At 50.7% G+C, this 20,691-nt stretch carries 19 protein-coding genes; 6 read left to right on the forward strand and 13 right to left on the reverse strand.

Translation table 11 applies throughout. The annotated features are described in order from the left end of the window. Positions 1-205: 205 nt before the first annotated feature. From MED297_RS02465 to MED297_RS02475, 3 genes are read right to left on the reverse strand one after another with little or no spacing between them, the layout of a single operon-like run. Positions 206-976: an ABC transporter permease gene (locus MED297_RS02465; protein WP_008042058.1), complete on the reverse strand. Its 771-nt coding sequence runs from the start codon at positions 974-976 to the stop codon at positions 206-208. After that, a complete protein-coding gene (locus tag MED297_RS02470; RefSeq protein WP_008042059.1) occupies positions 973-1,764 on the reverse strand; it encodes an ABC transporter ATP-binding protein in 792 nt (263 codons plus the stop codon). Before MED297_RS02470 ends, MED297_RS02465 begins: the two co-directional genes overlap by 4 nt. Before the next feature lie 2 nt (positions 1,765-1,766). Further along, entirely contained in the window at positions 1,767-2,777 is a 1,011-nt protein-coding gene (locus MED297_RS02475; protein WP_008042060.1) for an ABC transporter substrate-binding protein, read from the reverse strand. A 336-nt stretch (positions 2,778-3,113) separates the two neighbouring features. Here MED297_RS02475 and MED297_RS02485 point away from each other — a divergent pair, with 336 nt between their 5' ends. After that, positions 3,114-3,728, forward strand: a complete 615-nt coding sequence (locus MED297_RS02485; protein WP_008042063.1) for a LysE family translocator — start codon at positions 3,114-3,116, stop codon at positions 3,726-3,728. Between the two features lie 47 nt (positions 3,729-3,775). Here MED297_RS02485 and MED297_RS02490 read toward each other — a convergent pair whose 3' ends face one another. Beyond that, entirely contained in the window at positions 3,776-6,718 is a 2,943-nt protein-coding gene (locus MED297_RS02490) for a hypothetical protein (protein WP_008042065.1), read from the reverse strand. 214 nt (positions 6,719-6,932) lie between these two features. Here MED297_RS02490 and MED297_RS02495 point away from each other — a divergent pair, with 214 nt between their 5' ends. Then, complete coding sequence (locus MED297_RS02495) at positions 6,933-7,814, forward strand: hypothetical protein (RefSeq protein WP_008042067.1); 882 nt, start codon at positions 6,933-6,935, stop codon at positions 7,812-7,814. 80 nt (positions 7,815-7,894) lie between these two features. Here the strand turns inward: MED297_RS02495 and MED297_RS22395 are convergent, their stop codons facing one another. Further along, the gene (locus tag MED297_RS22395) at positions 7,895-8,404 is read right to left on the reverse strand and encodes a fibronectin type III domain-containing protein (protein WP_202594501.1); all 510 of its coding nucleotides are present in this window, start codon (positions 8,402-8,404) and stop codon (positions 7,895-7,897) included. Positions 8,405-8,840: 436 nt separating this feature from the next. On the opposite strand from MED297_RS22395, the gene MED297_RS02505 reads away from it, so the two are divergent. Continuing rightward, positions 8,841-9,614 carry a phosphatase gene (locus tag MED297_RS02505; protein ID WP_008042071.1) on the forward strand — a complete coding sequence of 258 codons (774 nt, stop codon included), beginning with the start codon at positions 8,841-8,843 and terminating at the stop codon, positions 9,612-9,614. A gap of 23 nt (positions 9,615-9,637) precedes the next feature. Here the strand turns inward: MED297_RS02505 and MED297_RS02510 are convergent, their stop codons facing one another. The 3 genes from MED297_RS02510 to MED297_RS02520 all read right to left on the reverse strand — a co-directional run bounded on the left by MED297_RS02510 (position 9,638) and on the right by MED297_RS02520 (position 11,210). Further along, entirely contained in the window at positions 9,638-10,567 is a 930-nt protein-coding gene (locus MED297_RS02510) for a hypothetical protein (protein ID WP_154650824.1), read from the reverse strand. A 201-nt stretch (positions 10,568-10,768) separates the two neighbouring features. Further along, entirely contained in the window at positions 10,769-10,972 is a 204-nt protein-coding gene (locus MED297_RS02515) for a DUF4250 family protein (RefSeq protein ID WP_008042075.1), read from the reverse strand. A 1-nt stretch (position 10,973) separates the two neighbouring features. Continuing rightward, entirely contained in the window at positions 10,974-11,210 is a 237-nt protein-coding gene (locus MED297_RS02520) for a DUF2061 domain-containing protein (RefSeq protein ID WP_008042077.1), read from the reverse strand. A 108-nt stretch (positions 11,211-11,318) separates the two neighbouring features. Between MED297_RS02520 and MED297_RS21000 the strand changes: the two genes are divergently transcribed. Then, positions 11,319-11,765, forward strand: a complete 447-nt coding sequence (locus MED297_RS21000) for a DUF3060 domain-containing protein (RefSeq protein WP_154650825.1) — start codon at positions 11,319-11,321, stop codon at positions 11,763-11,765. Between the two features lie 175 nt (positions 11,766-11,940). On the opposite strand, the gene MED297_RS02530 is transcribed toward MED297_RS21000, so the two are convergent. After that, positions 11,941-12,399, reverse strand: a complete 459-nt coding sequence (locus MED297_RS02530) for an RrF2 family transcriptional regulator (protein ID WP_008042080.1) — start codon at positions 12,397-12,399, stop codon at positions 11,941-11,943. Positions 12,400-12,497: 98 nt separating this feature from the next. On the opposite strand from MED297_RS02530, the gene MED297_RS02535 reads away from it, so the two are divergent. Together MED297_RS02535 and MED297_RS02540 are read left to right on the forward strand one after the other, a co-directional pair. After that, the gene (locus MED297_RS02535) at positions 12,498-13,943 is read left to right on the forward strand and encodes an MFS transporter (protein ID WP_008042081.1); all 1,446 of its coding nucleotides are present in this window, start codon (positions 12,498-12,500) and stop codon (positions 13,941-13,943) included. Between the two features lie 759 nt (positions 13,944-14,702). After that, entirely contained in the window at positions 14,703-16,145 is a 1,443-nt protein-coding gene (locus MED297_RS02540; protein ID WP_161599264.1) for a site-specific integrase, read from the forward strand. A 61-nt stretch (positions 16,146-16,206) separates the two neighbouring features. Here the strand turns inward: MED297_RS02540 and MED297_RS02545 are convergent, their stop codons facing one another. The 4 genes from MED297_RS02545 to MED297_RS02560 form a co-directional block, all read right to left on the reverse strand. Beyond that, on the reverse strand, positions 16,207-16,866 hold the full coding sequence (locus tag MED297_RS02545; RefSeq protein ID WP_040556567.1) for a recombinase family protein: 660 nt from the start codon (positions 16,864-16,866) through the stop codon (positions 16,207-16,209). A gap of 247 nt (positions 16,867-17,113) precedes the next feature. Then, complete coding sequence (locus tag MED297_RS02550) at positions 17,114-18,451, reverse strand: hypothetical protein (protein ID WP_008042084.1); 1,338 nt, start codon at positions 18,449-18,451, stop codon at positions 17,114-17,116. 451 nt (positions 18,452-18,902) lie between these two features. Next, positions 18,903-19,478 (reverse strand): hypothetical protein, encoded by a 576-nt coding sequence (locus MED297_RS21005; protein WP_008042085.1) that lies wholly within the window; start codon positions 19,476-19,478, stop codon positions 18,903-18,905. A gap of 12 nt (positions 19,479-19,490) precedes the next feature. Continuing rightward, on the reverse strand, positions 19,491-20,558 hold the full coding sequence (locus tag MED297_RS02560; RefSeq protein ID WP_008042086.1) for a hypothetical protein: 1,068 nt from the start codon (positions 20,556-20,558) through the stop codon (positions 19,491-19,493). Positions 20,559-20,691 lie beyond the last annotated feature (133 nt).

Genomic DNA, 20,691 nt, shown 5'->3' on the forward strand with positions numbered 1-20,691 from the left:
GGTATAGCGACTGTTTTGAGTGGGTGACGGATGGATCGCCCCGGTGCGTTCAAAAAATGCTTGAGCATCGGTAACTGTTTAACGGTTAAACATCGTTTTGCAAACCTGATACTACGTTATGCTCTGTTCTCTAATGGCTGCCGACGCCATGACCATTGCCACGAAGAAAACTCAGGGAGTCAGTAACTCCCTGAGTTTTAGTTTACTAATAAGTCGGTTCCCGTTCGGCCCAGCCAGCAAAGATTTTCTCTAGGATGACGACGGCGTAGTACAGCAATATTCCCAGTACCGCCAACGCGATGAGCACCGCAAACATGAGCGGGTAGTCAGCGTTAATTTTTCCGCTGTCGAACAGATGACCCAGGCCGCGCCCATGCGGTTCAACAATTTCCATGAGGTTGGTGCCGATAAAGGCCAGGGTCGATGCCACCTTAAGCGCTCCGAAAAACTCCGGCAGGGTTTTTGGTAACGCGATTTTCCAGAATACGGTCAGCTTTGATGCACCCAGTGCACGCAGAATGTCTCGATATTCCGGTTCTAAGGTCGACAGTCCAATGGAGACCGACACCGCAATCGGAAAAAACGAAATCATGAACGCAATCAGGACGGTATTAAAATCGTGTTGACCAACAAAAATCAGCGCCACGACCGGCACCACGGTTGCTTTGGGAACCGCATTGAAGCCAACCAGAAGTGGATACAAAGCCGTCCGCATGGTTTTTGAAAAACCCATCACCACACCGAACGCCACACCAACGACAACGGCCAGAGCAAGCCCGACCACGGTACGCCACAGCGTGTCCCAGGCATACATGGCAAACAGGTCCCGGAACTTCCAGAATGCCGGCCAAAGATCGGAGGGCGAGGCCATTTTGTAGTTCGGCCAGTCGTTGTACCAGACCAACCATTCCCAAAACAGCAGGAACAATACGATGGCAATGATCGGCGACAGAATGCCTTTCATTCGCTCACTCATGCGGCGACCTCCTGTTTGCGACCCTGTGCAATTTCAATCTGTTCGCGCAACGTGGCCAGCATTTCCACGGCCTCGGGCGTGTACAGCGAATCGATACGCCGGTCTTCGGGTAAGGTCACGTCCAGCACATATTGGCAGGTGGCGGGACGACCCGAGAGCACGACCACCTGATCGGCTAGGAACACGCTTTCTCGCAGATCGTGCGTGATCAGTAAACCAGTAAAAGATTCCCGGCCCCGAAGTTCACGCATGATTTGCCAAAGGTCTTCCCGGGTGAAGGCATCCAGTGCACCGAATGGTTCATCGAGGATCAGCAAGTCCGGTTTATGAACCAACGCGCGACATAAAGAAGCCCTTTGCCGCATTCCTCCGGACAGTTCAGACGGTCGCTTATGTTTGAAGTCCGCCAGGCCTACCAGTTCCAGTAACTTGGCCGCGCGTTTCAGGCACTGGTTGCGCGTCAGATCGTGCTTGACGATTTCCATCGGCAACACCACGTTTTCTATGATGGTTCGCCATTCGAGCAGCACCGGATTCTGAAACGCCATCCCCACGGTGGAACGCGGTGACGTCACCCGTTCCTCATTCAGCGTCACGGCACCACTGTCCGGCGCCATCAGGCCGGAGGCCAGCCGGGTCAGTGTCGACTTGCCGCATCCCGAGGGACCGACCACGGCCGTAAACTGACCGGCCGGAATCGTCAGGTTAAGTTTGTCCAGCACGGGCAGCGACTGCTGCCCGGTGGTGTAAGCGTGGCTGACATTTTCAATGCCGACATCGACAGACATAATTACTTCACCATCAGCACACTGCTGTCCGGCAGGTAGGCATCGGTGAAGATCGCCTCCATGCTTGGCGAGCTGTTGAAGTCATAGGTAATCGCAATCTGTTCCAGCGCTTTTGCAAATCGGGCACTGTCGACATTACCCAGGCCGTTTTCACTGACGTAGTCGGTCAGGATGTTGTCTCGTAATGCCAGGTTCAGGCGTCGAGTTTCCAACGCAACATCGCCGGCCGGGTTACGGTCGATCACGGCTTGAGCACCGGCTTCCGGATCGGCGGCGGCATCTTTCACACCCATGGCGACTGCGCTTAAAAACCCGGTGATGATCTCAGGGTTGGATTCGGCATAGTCGGTGTTGACGATGATCGCGTTACCATAGAGCGCGACACCGTGATCAGCCATCAGCAGCGTGGTCAAGTCATCTTCCGGCACGCCCAGACGTACAAGGTTCAGGTACGACGAGAATGAAAAGCCAGTCACACTGTCAACCTTGCCTTCGGCCAACATAGGCTCACGGGTTGGGAAACCGACCGGTTCAACGGTGATCTTGTCCATGTCCAGATCGTTTTCCAGTGCGAAGACCGGGAACTGTGCCCAGGCACCATCCGGTGGCGGCGCACCCAAGACGGAGCCTTCCAAATCGCTCACGCTGGAGATGCCCTGACTCTTACGCCCGACCACGGCGAATGGCGGTTTGTCGTAAATCATCATCACGGCTTTGACCGGAGCTTCCGGATTTTGGTCAAGGAACTTAACCAGCGAGTTAATGTCGGCAAAGCCGATGGGGTAGGCGCCGGTGGCTACTTTTGGAATGGCATCCAATGAGCCCTGGCCAGCTGTAATGCTGACATTCAGATCTTCCGCCGCAAAGTGTCCATTGTCGATGGCGAGAAAATAGGGCGCTGCCGGTCCTTCAAATTTCCAGTCCAGGGTAAAGGCAACATCGGTTTCGGCCATAGCCATGGTGCTGATGGTCAGCAATGGAGCTGCCAGCAGTCGGGTGATTTTATTCAGCATGCGCTGTCCTCTCTTATCTGTTTTTTTGGTTATGCACCGGTGGAATTGCAAAGCACGGGCCAGTGTTGACTGTCTGGTCGAAAATGAGCGGAATGACCCGCCGCAGTGCGGCAGATTGAAAATGAAAATGGGTTGGATTCAGCGGGCTGTCGGCTGGAGCGGACCAACCTGTGCGCCAAAAGTGCACTGGTTTTTTATTGGTGCACTGTGCCGTGCACCGAAAAAGCTCAAAAGAAATGATGAATTTTTCGGGTGAGCAACGTAGGCTTTCGCAGCGCTGAGAGAGGCCTGATCGGTCTTATTTTTTTGTTCCTCGAGGCAAGCAGGAGAACCCAATTGGAGCTGTTGACGTTACTGTTTTTTATTCCGGCGTGTTTTGCTTTGAACATGACTCCCGGACCCAACAACCTACTCGCTATGAACAACGCGCGTTGCTATGGCTTTTCTGTGGCGTTAATGGCGGGGCTTGGACGGATTACGGCCTTTGCGCTGATGATTGCGCTGACTGCTTCCGGATTAGCGGTGATTTTATATGCCTCAGAGACGCTCTTTTTTATCATCAAACTCTTTGGTGCGTTGTACTTGATGTGGATTGCCGTGTCGTTATGGCGCTCTAATGCAAGCCCGGTGGCCGATGTCGATCGTGAACAGAATCGATGGGGGTTAGCCAAACAAGAGTTCCTTCTGGCTGCCGGTAACCCAAAGGCCATTCTGATTTTCACGGCGTTTTTGCCGCAGTTTGTCGACGTGCAGGGCAACAGCGCAGAGCAATTTTTTGTCTTGGGTGTCACCTTTCTGATGTTGGAAATATCGGCGATCAGCCTTTATGCGTTGTTCGGAGTATACCTGCGAAGCTGGTTTGCCAAACCGGCGATGGCAAAACGGTTTAACCGGGCCTGTGCCACCTTCTTGGCTTGTTCGGGGGTGAACCTGTTGTTGAAACGCTCTTAACATACGGGTTCAGTGCCGGCTGGCGACCAGCACTGAACCCGCCCACGTTAAAACCGGAAGGGCATCTCAAACACGGCTTGCTGATTGTCAGTCACCAGCTGCACAGACGTCATGTTATTGCGAAACGGAATGGTGGCCGTCCAGTAACCGGCTTCTTGAAAGTTCTGAGTGATCGGGCTGACACGCTGACCGTATTCATCCAGACCGTGGATCGCAATCAGGTTGTCTAAATCTCCCGCCAGTTTCAGATGATAGCCAGGGAACATGCCACGCTCGACAGACTCCAGCGTCACGCGCACACCTTCTATGCTTTGCCCTTGCCAGAGATCGTTCAGGTTGAGCGCCGTATTGCTCAGCCGCCTTGGCATACGCAAGGTCAGTACACCATTGATGCCATCGAGCTCCGCACCGGCTTCGGTGCCGGTATCGAGTGTAAAGTTGGTTAAACCAAACGGTTGTCGTTGAACTTCACGAACCGGAATCAGGGTCAGATCGGCCGCGTTATACGGAAAACTGGGCGCGACAAAGCGTTCAATCGGGTTTTCTGCGTCGGGCAAACGATAACTCAGCGCGGACATAGAGCCTGTCAGTTCTTTAAACAGCGGCATGTACAGGCGGGCCGTCGGGTTGCCAGACCAGCCGGACTCGCTGTGAGTGACCACCAACTTCATACCCGGCCAGGTCGCCTGACCGACAATCCGTTCATCGTCATAAAAGCTTGTCCAATCATCGGCTAACGGTCGCAGCAGACGCATATCGACGAACTGATAGCGGTTCCATTTGGCATTGTCGACAGGCGCATAGGACAGCGCAAAGGGTGATGCCGGTGTTTCATTGTCGAGATCCGGTTCGAACAGTCCGGTCAGTGACGCAGTGGCTGTGCGTTGGTCCGTACTGCCAGCGATGATGACTTCCAGTTGGTGTATCTGGCCGCGGTAATGCTGATCCTTCACGCGACCGAATGACGAGCTCCAGCTCGTTTGCAAAACCTGGCCGGCCGCGTTTCGAGCACGAACCTCCAGCAGACGATCGATTTGGCCGCTTTGCCGATAGCGAATGCTGCGGTTGCCAATACTGACCAGGTCGATACTCACGCCGGCATAGCTGACTTGCTCGCCGGCCTGCAACGGTACCGCAAAGGTTTGTATCTGAGTGGGGCGGCTCAGCGTGTAGGTCACGTCGATCTCATGGATGTCTGCCACATGGGTGTCCGGTATCAAGCGGACCCGTTTATTGACGCTGGCTTTCTGAAAAAATACGGAACCTTGCGTGGCCGCCTCGTGGTTTTTGCCGCCGAAAACATTCTGCACATCGAGACAGTGTTCTTCGCGCAACAACGACTCGCCATCGCGGCTTTTCACGTCGGTTACCATCAACGACTGACCAACGAGCGCGCGCAGAGTGCTGTCGTTAATACCTTCGGGCATCGCCGCTTCGGCATCGATGATCAGCTCCATCACGTCGTCATCGGTCATACTCAGGCTGTCAACGTCGATCGCGATCGGGCCTTCATGGAAAGCCGGTGCCACCGTCGATGAGTTCAATGACAGAAGTGGCAGATTGGCCAGCTCAAAACGCGCCTGGTAGTCGGCGGGATCGTCGACAATCTGTTCCTCGTTGCTGTCACCACCGTTGAGCCGCCCACCAAAGGCTGATGCGATGGTGTTTTCGATCGACTGACGCAACTGAGTGACCAGGTTCGCGGTGATGGGCCAATCCAGACGTACGCTTTGCGCGTCGTGCTGAATAGCGATTGCCGCCATTAAATCCGCCGCGACCGGTGAGGTGATTTGCGCGTTGTTTCGGGTTGAGTTCAGCCAGGTGGTGGCGGTCGTCGCGACTTGCTGATTCCAGCCGGCATTGTTGCTGCCAAGTTGCCCGTTCAGTCGCAGCCCTCTTGCCAGAAGATCGACTTCTGCTGACAAGGCGGCGATGTTGAGATCCGGCAGTGACGCAATGACCTGACTGCCAATCATGCCTGCCATCCCGGGCAGTGCAGCCGATCCGTCTTTGGGAGAAAAGACCATCAGGCTGGCGAGTTTGTTTGCCCGATAGGTTTGCCATGAATCCAGTGATGCCGAAGGTTGGGCGTTGCTGAGACGGACATTGAATCGCTGTAAGGCCGCCGTTGACGTAGCCAGGGCGAACCGGTTATCGGCCAGACTGACGTACAACACGGACTCTGAGGGCGCCTGATCGCCAGGGCAATGAAAGTCAGCGTCTACCGCAGCCGCTTTGGCCGACAGCTGCCACAGACCGGCCGGTGATGTGGTCTCCGTAAGTGCATAGTGACGAGACAGTGCCTGACGCATGGCCGCCTCACCGAAGGTACCCGTGACCGCAACGATCGCATCAGGTTGCGTACCATCGTCATTTGCCAGCACCGCAGCAAACGCCTGTGACAAACTGAGGCTGTTGTCGGCCAGAATATCCACCAGTGGCGGAGCATTGCCGACCGGGTCTGCGGCCAGGTCCGTGAGACTGGTGCGGCTCAGTTGCAGCAGCTTGTTAACCTGGTCGAGATTGATGTGCGTTACAGCCGCCGTACGCTCGGTGACCAGAGCGGATTCGACCGCCAAAGCCGGGTCGGCGATGGGTTTGAACAACCAGAACCAACCTGCCGCTGCCAGGGCGGTTGTTAAGATCAACAGGCCGGCAAATCCGACGCCCAGTCTTTTCAGCCAACGTGGGCCTGACGACGGCTTGGCCGTTTGTGGCTCAGGTTGGGCGGGTTCCGGTGGTATTTCAGCAACGCTTACCAGCAGCCCTATGGCAGAAAACTTGCCTTTCAGCGATGCAAGACGGGTGACGTCGTCGGTGGTCAACAGGCTGGTTTTCTTGCCGGCCAGCAGCTTTTTCCGGACCTTCAGTTCGTCCAGCTTGGTTAATGCCTGAAGCTTCTTGACCGCTTCGGCTTCATTGGTGCCTGGCTTCAGTCGTCCAAGACTGATCAGACGATAACGGGTTTTTTGGGGGGCGTTGACCGGCATCCGTTCATCTTCTCATTAATACAACAGACCGCTCAGTTTACCCTGAACTTAACGACCAAAACTGTGAACTCGCACCGGGTGCGTCCTCGATGATCTGACCTTGCTGCGCACAGGCCGTTGATACGCAGAATGATAATCACCATCAGATGCATTCCGTTGCGATAAAACTCTGTTAGAGTTGGCGGCAAACCAGAAAGAGAAAAGGATATTTAGGGTGTTTCGGCAAGCGATGATTGGCGTCATAGTGTTGGTTGCTTTGGGCTCAGCACTGATGACATGGACAAGTACGTCTTCATTAATACAACGCGGCCAAACGTCGCAACAGGAAACCTATCAGGCCTTGCAGGATCAGTTGGCGCCTTATCTGGAGATTGAACAGCCAACGGAAGCGGATTTGGCAACGATTGAGCATCTGCAAACGATGATCAGCCGGTTCACTCCGGAGACCAGCGCCGGCTTGGCGACAAACCTGAGAGTAGGGTGGTTGTTGTGGGCGATTGCCTTCGCCTTTGTCATGGTGGGCTACGCATTGACCCGTCGGGTGTGCCATCAATGGCCTGCCCTGCGCGATCCCGCCTATGCTCATTCGCCGGTTGCCATAACAGACGACCGTATGATGGCGATTAACGTAAACACGCATGTTGGTCAGCCCGTGGGTGACGATGCTTACCAGTTGATGCCCGTGAAAGGCATGGTCGGCATACTGGTTGGGTTGGTTATTGCGGCCGGGGCGGCTTTAGTCAATGTGGGATTGCCAACGAGTCCGGCCTCCGTCAGCTCTGGACTGCTGATTCTCGTCCCTTTGATGCTCGCCGGCTATCTCGGTATGAGTTTAGTTCGGAGGACCTACGTTCATGCAGGGCCCGAGCCGCTGATCATAGCGGGTAAGCGGGTGACACTGGAAAACATAATGGGTGTGCGGTCTTTGACGCGCATTGCTGGCCGGAATCGCGTCTTTTTGTCCCATCAGGTACAGATAGTGATGACGGACGGTCGGTGTCGCACGGTGTCGTTATCCACTGAATCGAAGGACGCTGACCGATTGACGGTGGCATTAGCGACACGATTACATCGACCGGTACTGATCACGAGCTGACACGCCACCAGACAGATCAGGCAAAAAAAAGCGCCCGATTCGGGCGCAAAGTCTCACTGATGAATAATGCGTGTTGTGACTTAGTTAGCCGTCGCAACCACAAAGTCACTGTAGATGCCGTCGACGTCGAATACTGCGACTTCAAAGGTGTATGCGTCGACTTCAGCCAGATCGGTTACGCTGTACTGGTCCACATAGGGGTCGTTCAGGACAACGTTTGTGTATTCACTGTCAGCTTCGGACTTGTAACGGATCTCGTAACCGCCGATGTCCGTGACGGTCATGCTGTCGCCATTGACGCGCTCCAGCGGTGCTGACCAATAGAGCGTTACCGTAGACGGCTGTGGTTCGGTTGTACCGGTGTCACCGCCAGTGTCTGAGCCGCTGCCGGTGTCAGAACCTGAACCAGTGTCAGAACCTGAACCAGTGTCGCTGCCGGCATCACCGCCAGTGTCCGTACCGCCTGTGTCTCCCTGATCTTTTTCGGTGGTGTCCGACGATGTAGCACCCTCCAATGGCGTAATCTCTATCTGGCAACCTGCTAACAGGAAAACCATGAAAAGAGCGGAGAAGAGTTGGATTGCTTTCATTGTCGTGTACCTAAGGTTTGTGTTGGTTAAAAGTTGAGCAAATGATACGAAAGCGCCCATTTTCGGGGTGTGACGAGCTTCAAGACGTACCTTTTCGTGACAAATCTGTGTCCAAAACGAGGATTTTGACGCTCTGGGCGCATTCAATCGGTGATATTTTGGCGATTAAACGATGTTCGTCCGGGGTGATAGCTGACTGTCATTTCCGAGAATTTTTTTGACGGCCCTTGGCGGGCAAGCCTTGGGATTAGTGATCCGCGACCGCTAGAAAAACGGCGACATGTCGACGCCCTGGCGGAAGCCTGCCGACGTAGATTTGCACTTTTTTTTAAGCGGAATTTGCGCAGGGTTAATGAACGGTGGGTTAGTCTGAGTTGTTCTTGGTTTGGTCACATGCCATTGGTAGAGTGTGCGGGCTTTGAAGACAGGAGTAACCATGAAGATTTTATGTGACACCCATTCGCACACCGTCGCCAGTACGCACGCTTTCAGCACGGTGAACGACTACATTCGTGACGCGAAAGCCAAGGGCCTGCAGCTTTTTTCAGTGACCGATCATGCCCCTGCCATGCCGGACAGTCCGCATCCATGGCACTTTGGCAATATGAAAGTCATCCCGCGCGTCGTCGACAATATCGGCATTTTACGTGGCATAGAAGCCAACATTCTGCCGGAACCTTTTGAGCAGACCGGTAAGTGGGTAGACCTGCCCAGCGGCATGATGGCCTATCTGGATTTCGCTATCGCCAGTTTTCATGAACCGGTGATTGCACCGCGCAGTCGTCAGGAAAACACCCGGATGATGATCAACGCCATCGAAAGCGGACTGGTGCAGATTGTCGGGCACCCCGGCAACCCGAACTATCCCATCGACCAGGATGAAGTGGTTCGTGCGGCGAAAGACAACAACGTTCTGCTGGAGATTAACAACAGCTCCTTCTATATGTCCCGTACTGGGTCCAATGAGCACTGTACGTCGCTCCTGGAAGTGGTCGACCGGCACGACTGGAAAATCAGTGTCGGCAGTGACGCCCACATCAGTTTGGAAGTCGGGCATTTTGACTACGCCATCGAAGCGATTCGTAAAGTCGGCTTCCCGGAAGATCGCATTGCTACCTTAAACCCAGCACGTTTCCTGGCGTTTTTGGGTGAGCATGACAAGCCGGTCAGTGCTGAGCTCAATGAATGGGCCACTTCGCTCAGCGCTTGAGTTTGAGAGCTCGTGTCGTCGATTTACGGAGCCGGGTACGGGCTTAAAATATTGATGTCTGAAATGCTGATTGCATAGCCATCGTCATCGTTGCGGGTAAACTTGCCGCCCAGCGCGACGCGGTAATAGTCGCCCGCACCATCCGGAATCATCGTCGTGGCCGTCGTAAAGGTGCAGCCTTCAAAGTCGGCCACTGCAGATACCGCGAGGCACTCCCATTGACCGCTCTGGGCGTCCTGTTCACAGGTTCCCAGATCGCGATTTCCGGGTTGATTGAATGTCTTAAGCAAATATTTGATTTGTTGAGTGTGGTCGCAATGGAGTGTGACCTCACTGTTCATGTTCTCCATTTCGGTATCAATAATCGATTGCGTACCGCCATTGTGGGATTTCGAATAGCGAACGTTTAATGCGGCCGACACCAGTTTACCTTCAGCGGTGGAAGGTTCGCCCGCCGCTCGCCATTGCTGAAGCGTGAGGTCGGTTCTCGGTGTGTACACAAAATCGAAGTCCGGATCGATATACACATAAGTGAGGTCTTCAAAAAAAGCCTCATTGCGCTCGCCTGACCATGGGACCAGGCCGAGGGAGCCGAAGGCTGACTTTACCGCAGCGCAGGCCGCTAGGTTTTCTTGAGGAATGGTGGACCCACCGTTAAAGCCACCGCCATTGTCCCAGATATCCAGTCCAATGCCTTGTTTGGCCCGCCACTCGTAGACACCTGTATCGCTCCGTAGGTCCTTGGTCGACGCGCTGAAAATCGCAATGCTGTTTAAATCGCGGTGCAGGCGTGCGTTGCCACAATCGTTTTCGGTCACATCCTGCGGATCTCCGCCGTGACTGTCGTTGTCAAAGTCGTGTTCGGATTGAGCATTGCATGCGGTTAGCAGTGCCACGCATGCCGTAAGTGTTAATAAGCGTGAAGATAAAACGGGCTTCTTAGTCAATTGCATGTTGTTTTCCCTAACATAGTTCGAGCGGCATTATAGCCAGCTTGACGGTTATTAGAGTGAAGCAATCAAAAAAAATCTGTCTCAGAGTTGTCAACCAGGGTGGGAGCGGGTTCAGCCCGCGGCTTTATCATGGAACATGAGGCTTGGTAAGTGAACGGAACTCTGAGGTGAGTGTTCGATCACAAGGGTTGCAGTACCAGGTTACCCCTTAATCTGGTTCGTCACCGGGTCATAGTTAAGGTTCAGCTCCGACAGACGTTTCTGCAGCACGGTCAATGACAGATCATGGTATCGCGCCAGCCCTTCAAGACTCTTGAACTCATCCCTGAGTTGCTGGTTAAGCAATGACAGAAGCAGATCGCCCGGCCAGGTCAGTACTTTGTCTTCGCTGATTGGCATCGCCATGTTACACCGCCATGCGGATGTGTGAATCCGTGTTATCGGTGGACGATTGGGGTTTGCGATTTTGACGTTTCTGCCAGAACGACTCGTGTATCGCGTACGCCACCGTGTTGACGGCAGGTTCAACAATCGCCAGCAGACTGCCCATGACAAAACTCCCGGTAATCGCCCAGCCCACCAAAAACGCCACACTGAAGTGCGTGATCGCAAAGGTGATGGTTTTAATGCCTGTGGTTTTCATCGTGAGTTCCTGCTTACTGTTGAGTTCATGCTGATAATTTAATTGAGATTAATTCTCATTAATAGTCAGAAAAATCGCAGCTTATGTTCGGTTTCACCGAAGACGTTCGTGAGACAGAGCAAATCCAGTCAGGTTTCAGGTATGCTGTTGCCGAACATCGATCAATCCAAGGAACGGCCCTTGCCTCTGCGCTCTCTCACATGCTCTTTACTAGCGCTAATGCTATCCAGTTGTTTACCGGATGGTGAACGCCAGCGGCCGGAAATTCTCAAAGAGTCGGTCGCCGGTACGAACAACGTGGTCACCACAAACTATTCCGGCACCACCGATCTGAGTATTTCCGGCATTGACAACACGGTTACGATTACAGCTCATACCAGGCGATTGACGGTTTCAGGGATCGACAATGTTGTGTTTGTGAATGATGGCGTGCACATCGAGCATGTGTCGATCAGTGGCATCGATAATCAGCTGAGTTTGCCCAAAGGATTTTTAGCGCCGGTGGATTGGTCTGGCATTGATGTGCAGGTGGTTTATCGGGAAGGGCAGAACTAAACGTTCATCTCCATGAGCGGTGAACTATTGTGCTGCTAGCAATCCAGCAAAAGGTGGTGGCGCTTGTTGATTCAAGGGATGTGCTGTTAGCAGGTAGATTATGGGTATTCGTTGCCGCCTGGGCTGTATCGCCTATACCTATGATATGTTCAATATTGCGCCAGAAGTTGAGTACTCAGTCCTCGTAAAGCGCTCGCTCCCACGCCGGAAGTTCAGCCATTCGTTGCTTAAATTCTGCTTCCAGCTGCTTCAAGTTCACCTGTCTAAGATGCGTTAAAAACACATCGCTGGCGGCGGTCATCGCGGCCTGCACACTTCTATTGGCCACCTGTTCCACTAAACACGTCGGATGTTCGTCGCCAGCTGTCAAAGCAAACAACTGCGGTGTTTCCAGTGCCTCATACAGGTCGGCCAAGGTGATTTCATCTAAAGACTTTTGCAGTTGCCAACCACCATTGTGGCCCTTACTGGACTGAACAATGTTCATGCGTCTTAAGCCTGCCATGGTTCGGCGCACCACCGCCGGGTTTGTTTGCAGCATCTGCGCGAGTCGTTCAGATGTGGCAGGTTTGTCCATAGCGGCCAAATGCAGCAAGGCGTGGATGACGCGCGAAAGTCGACCGTCGTTACGCATTTTCAGACTCCGATAGACTAAAAACTTATGTTGCTTTAAAAGTTACATGAATGTAAGGTGAAAGTCATGAAACTTTTGATGTTACATAAGAGGCGATAATGACCGCAGTTTTGTCCGATACCCCACGTTATTGGCGAGCGTTTGCGTTTTTGATGTTGGCAAACATCATGAACTTACTGGATGTGACCATCGTGAACGTCTCCTTACCCATGATTCAGCAGCAACTGGGCGCCACAAATGCCCAGTTGCAGTGGATCTCGATTGTCTATGTGACGGCCTTTGCCTGTGGCTTATTACCCTTTGGTAAGCTCGGTGATGTTTTAGGCCGCAAACCTGTTTTTCTCATTGGTGTTTTGGGCTTTGTATTGGCATCCGCGCTCTGCGGTTTTGCGAACTCAATTGAGATGCTTATTGCTGCGCGCTTGCTGCAAGGCTTGGCCGCGGCGGTGATGACGCCACAGGTTATGGCCATTGCAAATGCCATTTTCCCCAGCTCCGAAAAAAGCCGCATGTTTGGTGTGATCGGCATGCTGTCGAGTCTTGCGTCTGTTTTGGGGCCTTTTGTTGGCGGTTTATTGTTGGAATGGGATCCGTTGGCCTTGGATTGGCGATCGGTTTTTTTGATCAACCTGCCCATTGGGTTGGTGGCCTTAATCGGCGCTTGGCTATACGTACCTCATGCGCAAAATGACTTTAAAAGCGCGGCGGTTAGACACATCGACCTGATTGGTAGTCTGTTGTTTGCTGTCTTTATGGCGGCGTTGCTGTATCCGCTTACAGAAGGTGCCGTATTGGGGTGGCCCTGGTGGATCGTCGCGTTGCTGGCGTTTGCTGTGCTGTGTTTCATTGTGTTGATGCGTTGGGAAATTCGCTTCGCTCAGCGTAGTCACGCAGCGTTATTGCCTTTGAGTCTGCAACAAAACCGAAGCTTTTGGTTAGGCGTTGGGCTGATCATGAGTTTAGCCTCCGTCGCCCCAGGTTATTTTTTGATTCTGACGCTCTATTTGCAGCAGGGCTACCAGCTCAGTCCACTTATGTCAGCGTTGACAACAATGGCGTTCCCCGTGGGCGTGATGAGTGCGTCTTATTTGATGGGGCGATTATCGCCCCAGTGGCAGAGTTGGCGCGTTGTGATCGGGTTGTCTGCACTCATCATTGGCTTTGCATTGATGCTTATGTCACACCACTATTTTAAAGGCCCTGCGCAGCAGTGGTTATTCTGGGGGCCTTTGTTGATCGCAGGCTTTGGTATGGGCAGTGCGATCATTGCGTTGTTTCAATCCGTTATGGCATCGGTGCCCGTTGCCGATTCAGGCGCTGCTTCCGGTGCGATGCAATCCATTCAGCAAATGGGCATGGCATTAGGTATGGCGGTTATGGGACAGCTGTTTTTCCACTCACTGTCGATTGACGGAGACTATAACGAGGCGTTGACGGCTGGTCTGCTTTACGGGCTCTGCGTCTACTTGGTAGCGCTTCTCGTGGCGATTCGTTTTTTAAAGGGTAAGTCGAGTTCTGATAGGGTCGTTGAAAAGGCAACTTAATGCCGCCTCAGGGGAATCGTTGATTGCACTCCAATAACTGAAGTTAAGCGAAGCTTTCACTAAGTCAGACTTCTTCAAACGCTTCTGCGACCATAAATTGCTGATATGACAGAAAGCTTCTTTGTGAAATTAGATGGTGCCCAGAGGCGGACAAATTCGTCGGGAACGAATTTGCGTAACCTTAGGGAAGCCGGAGGCTGAATCTCATGGATGAGGTGAGCAATCAACGAACTGGTCCGCATCCGGCGCCGACACGGTTTTAGTGTCGGTGGTAGATATAAAAAAGCCCCGCAAATGCGAGGCTTCTTCGTAGAATAGGATGGTGCCTAGAGGCGGAATAACGCGGCCAGCTTGGTCACCGAGAGAGGATTGATAAATCAATCCCCCGTAACGAAAAAAGCCCGCTTTTCAGCAGGCTTCTATCGGAAATTAGATGGTGCCCAGAGGCGGAATCGAACCACCGACACGGGGATTTTCAGGTGAGGCTGCTCCAAGTCACTGAATTCACTGGGTTTTCCCGTATCATCGGTTAGTGCGTTCTCTGTCAATCACCGTTCAATCAGGTCATTTGGTACAGGTCTGTAACATATGTTCGGCGGATTTGTATTCATGCACCTTATAAAGCGTGGTCAGGTTTATTACTTCAATCGGTGGGTTGTTGGCAGGGTTCTTCGGTTTTCTCTTAAGACGAATGATAGGTACAGGGCAATCGCTGTATCCGCTCGTGTTGGAAAGAAAGTCAGTCGGTGGGAGTTGTACTTGGACTATAAAGAAATCAAGCAGAGAGCACTTCAGGAAGCCCAGAAGGCACATGCCGATTGGTTGACTGATCACTTCAATGGTGTTGATTTGGAAGTGGGTAACCATGACCTGCCTGAATCACCTTACGATTCGGAGTATGAAGCCGACAGTGCAGCGATGGGTGTCGTTCAAGAGCGTTTAACTAAAGGAACGTTGTTGCCTGACGAGGTGGAAATCGCGTTGTCAGACCTGTTGTATTACGCTTTAAAAAGGCAAACGCTAGAAGGCTGGAACCAACCAAAGAATCTATTGGAAAGCATGAAGGGCGGCTCCTTTCGGGATGTAAGGACTTCTGACGAGCCGTTCAACGCACTGGTTGAGGATTTCATAGAAGGTCGACGTTTGAAGAATCCCGGCACCAAAGCCTCAACACACCAAGAGTATGTCGACCATGTCAACGAATTCTGGCTTCTGATGAACAAGCCTGCTTTGTCTGCCGTTGACAATGACCTTGCTGATCAGTATCTCAAGAACATTCAACAGCTACCGAAGCATTCAAATTCAGCGAAGTACAAAGGGAAAAGCCCTCTGCATTTGATCAGCATGGATTTACCGCAATCTGACCGGCTTTCCGGCACTTCAATAAACAACCGTATTTCTCATCTGTCTTCATACTGCGAGTGGCTGATCAGGCAGGGCAAGATTTCGTCTGATCCCTTTAGCGGTATGACAGTCGTGTTAAAAGACAAACAACCCTATGCACCTTTCTCACATGAAGACATTAAACGGATATTGTCGTCTAAGCTGTACAACCATTCTCACCCGAAGTTTATTACAGGTAACCGACGCTCAAACTGGTGGTTGATTCTGATCGCTGTGTTTAGTGGTATGCGTCTGGCTGAGATAACCCAGTTGACCGTTGATGACCTGCGAGAAGAAGATGGCGTTTACTTCTTCAGCATTAACAGAGAAGAAGGGAAGACCGTAAAGAACAAGAATGCAGAAAGAGCCGTGCCAGTCCATAGCTTTCTGTTGGACCTTGGCTTATTGGAATATGCCTCGTACCTCAGAAAAGAGAACATCGACATGCTGTTGCCAAATCTTCTGTCTGATCGAAAGAAGCCGGGGGACGGTTCAAGCCGGTGGTTCAACGAAAAGTACCGGTCATCCGAGTTTCCTGACTTTGTTGTAGAGAAAAAAGTATTCCATTCCTTCAGGAAAACCTTCTTTACTACTTGCTCGAACAAAGACCCGTCAGTGTCTTATCGGGCTGTTCTTCAGGAAGTTGTAGGGCATGAAAATCAAAAAGCCAAAGAACTAGGATCGTCAGCTACATACATGGGCGGCTTTGAGTTACCGCTAAAAGCAAAGGCTGTTGAACTATTCACTTTCGATGGTATTGACCATGTCCGTGATCGTTTGAAAGGTAAAGCCAACTGGCGGCAGTTGAAGCTTCCGTAAAAAAAATAACCTCAAGTACAAGGGTATACAGGTACTCAAGGTTTATTCTGAAAGGTTGGTGCTACAGAGACAGTTCTAAGCGCTTCAAAGCCCGCTGAACGGTCGTTGGTTGGTAAGTTGAACCTCTACTGGTTCGTTGCCCGGAATCGTTCAGAGCGGCTGCTATGGCCCTCAAAGACAAGCCTTGTTTTACCATTGGCTCAAGGAGACCACGCAACGACTCGGCGTCAGTCTTTGCTTGTTCCTTTCTTGCTACGTTTCGCTTTGCTGTTTTGTCACGTAAACCGCCCAGCTTCACCCCTTTCGCTTTTACTTCAGCGAGGGCTTGTTTCGTTCTTATGCTGATAAACTCCCGTTCCTGTTCAGCTAACGCGGCGTAGATGTGAAGTTGGAACTTGTCAGCATGAGGCATCACCGCCACTTTCACGTCAATCCTTTTAATGACTCCGGCGATTGTTTCAACGTCTCTGCTGATCCGGTCCAACTTGGCTACCAGCAAGGTCGCTTTAGTCTTCTTTGCCAGTTCAACGGCCTCTAGGAAAGCAGGACGCCGTACCCCGTCCTTACCTGACAGAACGTCTACGAAAGTGTCTATGACTTCGTGATCACCTGCGTAATTATCGAGGTACAGTTGAATGTCCCTTTCTTGCGCTTCAAGGCCCAGCCCACTGTCACCTTGTTTCTTTGTACTGACGCGTTTGTAAATCACGAACTGAACCATGACTGTGTCCACCATGCTGTGAGTATGTTTCTTTGCCTGACGGCAGTATCGTCTTCATGTGTTACATATGTCAACGTTCGTTGTGGCTGTTACAGCGTCTATAAGGGATAACCAAGAAGCCCACTCTAATGGATTGTGGGTGGTGTTCTTGCGAGGGGGTAGGGGGTACGGGGGAATTCTATCTGGTCCGGATTATTAAATGGGCGCACAGATTTTTCGGCAAAAAATGCCGTAGACTATTTGACTCTCATTGGGTGTTTGTTGGGCAAGTGATGACGGCATTGAAACCATTCATTTCAGCGCTGTAAGCTTCAGACATGACTGCGTGCAACCACTCTGCATGACGTTGCTCGACGATGAAGCTGTCATGGACCGGCATTATTGGAATGCCTTGTGTAAGCCCCGTATAAAGCACTTGGTCTGCTATTTTGCTGTCACTAAACTGCAACGACTTCCAGTTGTCTTTAAAGAACTGATTCGCAATACCTGAGTGTGCATGTAGAAATGAATCAATGACTTTTGATGCATGATCTATTGTGCATTTCAGTTCCCTCGCTGTCCCGACGATAGCTGTTCGTTTGTTCTTCCCATTGGCAACACGCATAAATGCCAGTTTTAGCTCATCTCGGCTAAAGCCAGGTATAGAATAGCAATCTTCAGATAAATGCTTTGGTACTTCGAGATTCGCTCGATGATACATCATACGTGGGTGGAGACTTTTAAAGTCAAGTTCAACAGTGGGCTGTCCGTTTACCTTAAGAGTGGCCCTTTCCTGTTTTCTCAGGTTTTGGGCTGTACAGTAAAACCTACCTTCTGAACGAAATTTATTCTTGAATATCCTTCTACAGGTTAGGCTCTGTTCATTCAGCTTGTTTTCGATGTGAGTGTTTTCTTTAGGCAAAATGTGGCTACAGGAGCTAACGAACGTCCAACATTGTTCCCGTCTTAGCTGATTCGTATGATCAAGACGGTTTCTCGTTTGCGTCGTATGAATACTTTCATCATATTCGAGTAATCTTTTGCTTTCATCGCATTTAAGCCATAACGGATCATGGTCATGCTCAAAGGAAACAACATTGAGGGAGGTGCAGTGGGTACGTAGCCATTCGTTCCATAATTCTGTAGGCCAGCAAAGCGTGGATAGCCCGAGAAAGTGATGTTCGCCTTTCGTACCAAGATGGTAGTTGACAAGGCCAAGTTTGTTAAGCCGTTTTATTGCGTCTGCGAACTGGTCCCTGTTATACGACCACGCTCTAAATCTTTTGCTGGCTTCTCCTTTTCTGTTGAAGCTATGCAAAAAGCCAATGAACTGCTTTTCATCTCCTTCGTTAGCTTCAGACGCCTGTGTCAGAGTGTAGAGTACGGCTGAAAATGCTTCCTTAGTCTGTTTGTTCATCCGCTTTCTATCTTGATAGGCGACGCTGAACAGGTCTTCAGCAGCTCTCCCCCATAAGCCTGACGTATAATCGGGGTAGAAGCTGTGTACGGCTGACGTTGGGCTGAAAGCGTAGTTCGGGCCGTCTCGTAGTGTTTTAAAGAATTCTGTGTATTTGTAATTCAGTTCAATGTTGGGTCTGATAGTCATTGATTTCCTTATTTGTGGATATATAGGAGAGGGGGGTAGGGGGGAGTTAAAATGCGTGTTACTGTTACTCCTTCTTCTTATTGTTCCTATGTAGTTAATGAAAGAGAAAGAGCAGAAGAAGATGGACAAGAGTGTTTCCCTTGCTGTTCCTCTAAGGGTCGTAGTAATGCTATGACCGCTTCAGAACAGTTTTTTGTGAGGTTCTTCTCCTCTAAGGGGTACACTAATTGCCAGCCCAGTATTGGCGGGGCTTGAAGGAAGGTATGTGGGTGGTTGATTTTTCTGATCTGATCGTCCATGCACGAGCATTGAGAGACAATCAGTGGTGATAAGTAAATCTCTGCACCATTTTGACCCCGAATGTGTTGTTCAGGGCTACAACTGAAGTGTCAACCATCAGCTGACAGGCACTATGAAGTAATCCGTGTTCATGTCTGTCTGTTGATACCGGTCAGTCATCGTTAGTAGCGTCTTCAAAGAACGATTTGTCGTCTTCGATTACACTTCGTTTTTGATGGAAATCACTCAAGAAAAGAATGTTGCTTTTAATGACGTAAAAAAGCGCTTCTGATTGAACAAAGCTGAGCATCACTACAAATGAGAAAGTGATTTGTTTAATGATAGATACTGTGGAATCTTCAAGATCAATGGCCTGACTAGTGAGGCCAGCTAAAAAAATAACCATAATAAAGAAAACAACGATGGCTGACTTCATCACCGTGGCTACGAGGCTTTCTAACCTTTTTGTGTCTGCACCTGTCTCACTGAAATCTGCGGTTTCAACCTTGCGTGGGTTCGCTAAGCGATTTAGTGCGCTAGGGTATAAAATGGCAATCCATAAACCCATGATTGTGAATATGACCGTCGAAATCAACAAAAGAACATTTAGGTATTCTTTTAGGCTGACCAAAGAATATTGAAAATCAGTCATTATGAACATGGTGCTTAAAGTGAGAAAAGCCAGTAAGTAGAATTTCCCTTTACTCATCATGAAACGTAGCACTTTAAACAAGGCCTGTATCTTCATATCTTTTTATCTCTAACTTGACTGACTGCTAGTGTTTTGGTCTTTCAGACCTCTTTTCAAAATCAGCAAATGTCGTTGCCGTTCACCTAACAGGTGTTGTTTTAAGTCATTAGCACTGAGTGTAACTCCAGGTGACTTTGGAATAGAAAGTGATTCGGTCAAGCGGTATTTGGTAGCCCAAACAGGTTGGTTCATCTTACCTTCTAAAATGAAACCCGTATTGTCCCATTGGCGAGGGTCACGATCATCCTTTGAATACTGCCTGAAAATACTCGCAATCTCTGTTTCAGTTGGGGAAGCCTCAATAAGTACTTCTATCTCTCGGTTTTTCTTTCCTTTTTTAACCGAGACGTCAGAAAACATTTCGTCAAACATCTTAACCCACTCCGACCTGTGGTCTTTCCTTTCGACTGAAATGGTCTGACGTTTCACTACATGGGTGATTTTGTTTGCCATTGCTCGAATTTCGAGTGTGTTTGAACTTGGCATGTACAGCTTTTTACGGAAGCGGTAGTTTAAATGCCGTCCTTGATCATCCTCGAAGTAGATTTTAACGCTTCCGTTCTCTTCATCAACGGTTTTCCTTTTACGGTCATGGCCGATGTGGTTGTTAATGCATGCTCGAACGAATTTCATGAATAAGGAGGAATCCGTCATTGAATGGTCAAATTTTAAAGAAACAACCGAGTTGTACTGAGGAATGATCCAGTAGTAGCAGGGACGCCCTAGAACTGTTCCCTTGCTCCCGCCTTGCTCTACAGCCGCAGGTGCTCCACGAGATTTGTCTATAGGAGCCGCATACAGCTTACCATTGGCATCTTCATCAGATTTCCACATCACCATAAAGAAGTCGCCTGTAGGCTCATCTTTGACTAGGTCGTAACAATAGGCACTTGGGGTGTTGGAATTGGTATCTTTAGCCCATGGAAGCGTACTGGTCCAAGACGATTTTCCACCAGTCCATTGCAGAATCGCATCAAATGTTTCACTCAGATCATATCCGTCTGGTTTAGAACCATTACGTCGGTATAAACCGCATTCTGGTACTTCGAAGTAGCTGGCGTGACCATTGACTGCCATGGATCTGTTCACCTTATTGTTCAAATTGGTGAGTGTGACCATAACCGAAATAGGCAGCCGTCGCCAGCATTCCCAAAAGCAAAGCAATAGCCCTAAACTCGACAGTGTAGAAAAAGTACCTAGGAGAAGAGTA

The sequence above is a fragment of the Reinekea blandensis MED297 genome (genome assembly GCF_000153185.1).
Lineage (GTDB): Bacteria > Pseudomonadota > Gammaproteobacteria > Pseudomonadales > Natronospirillaceae > Reinekea > Reinekea blandensis.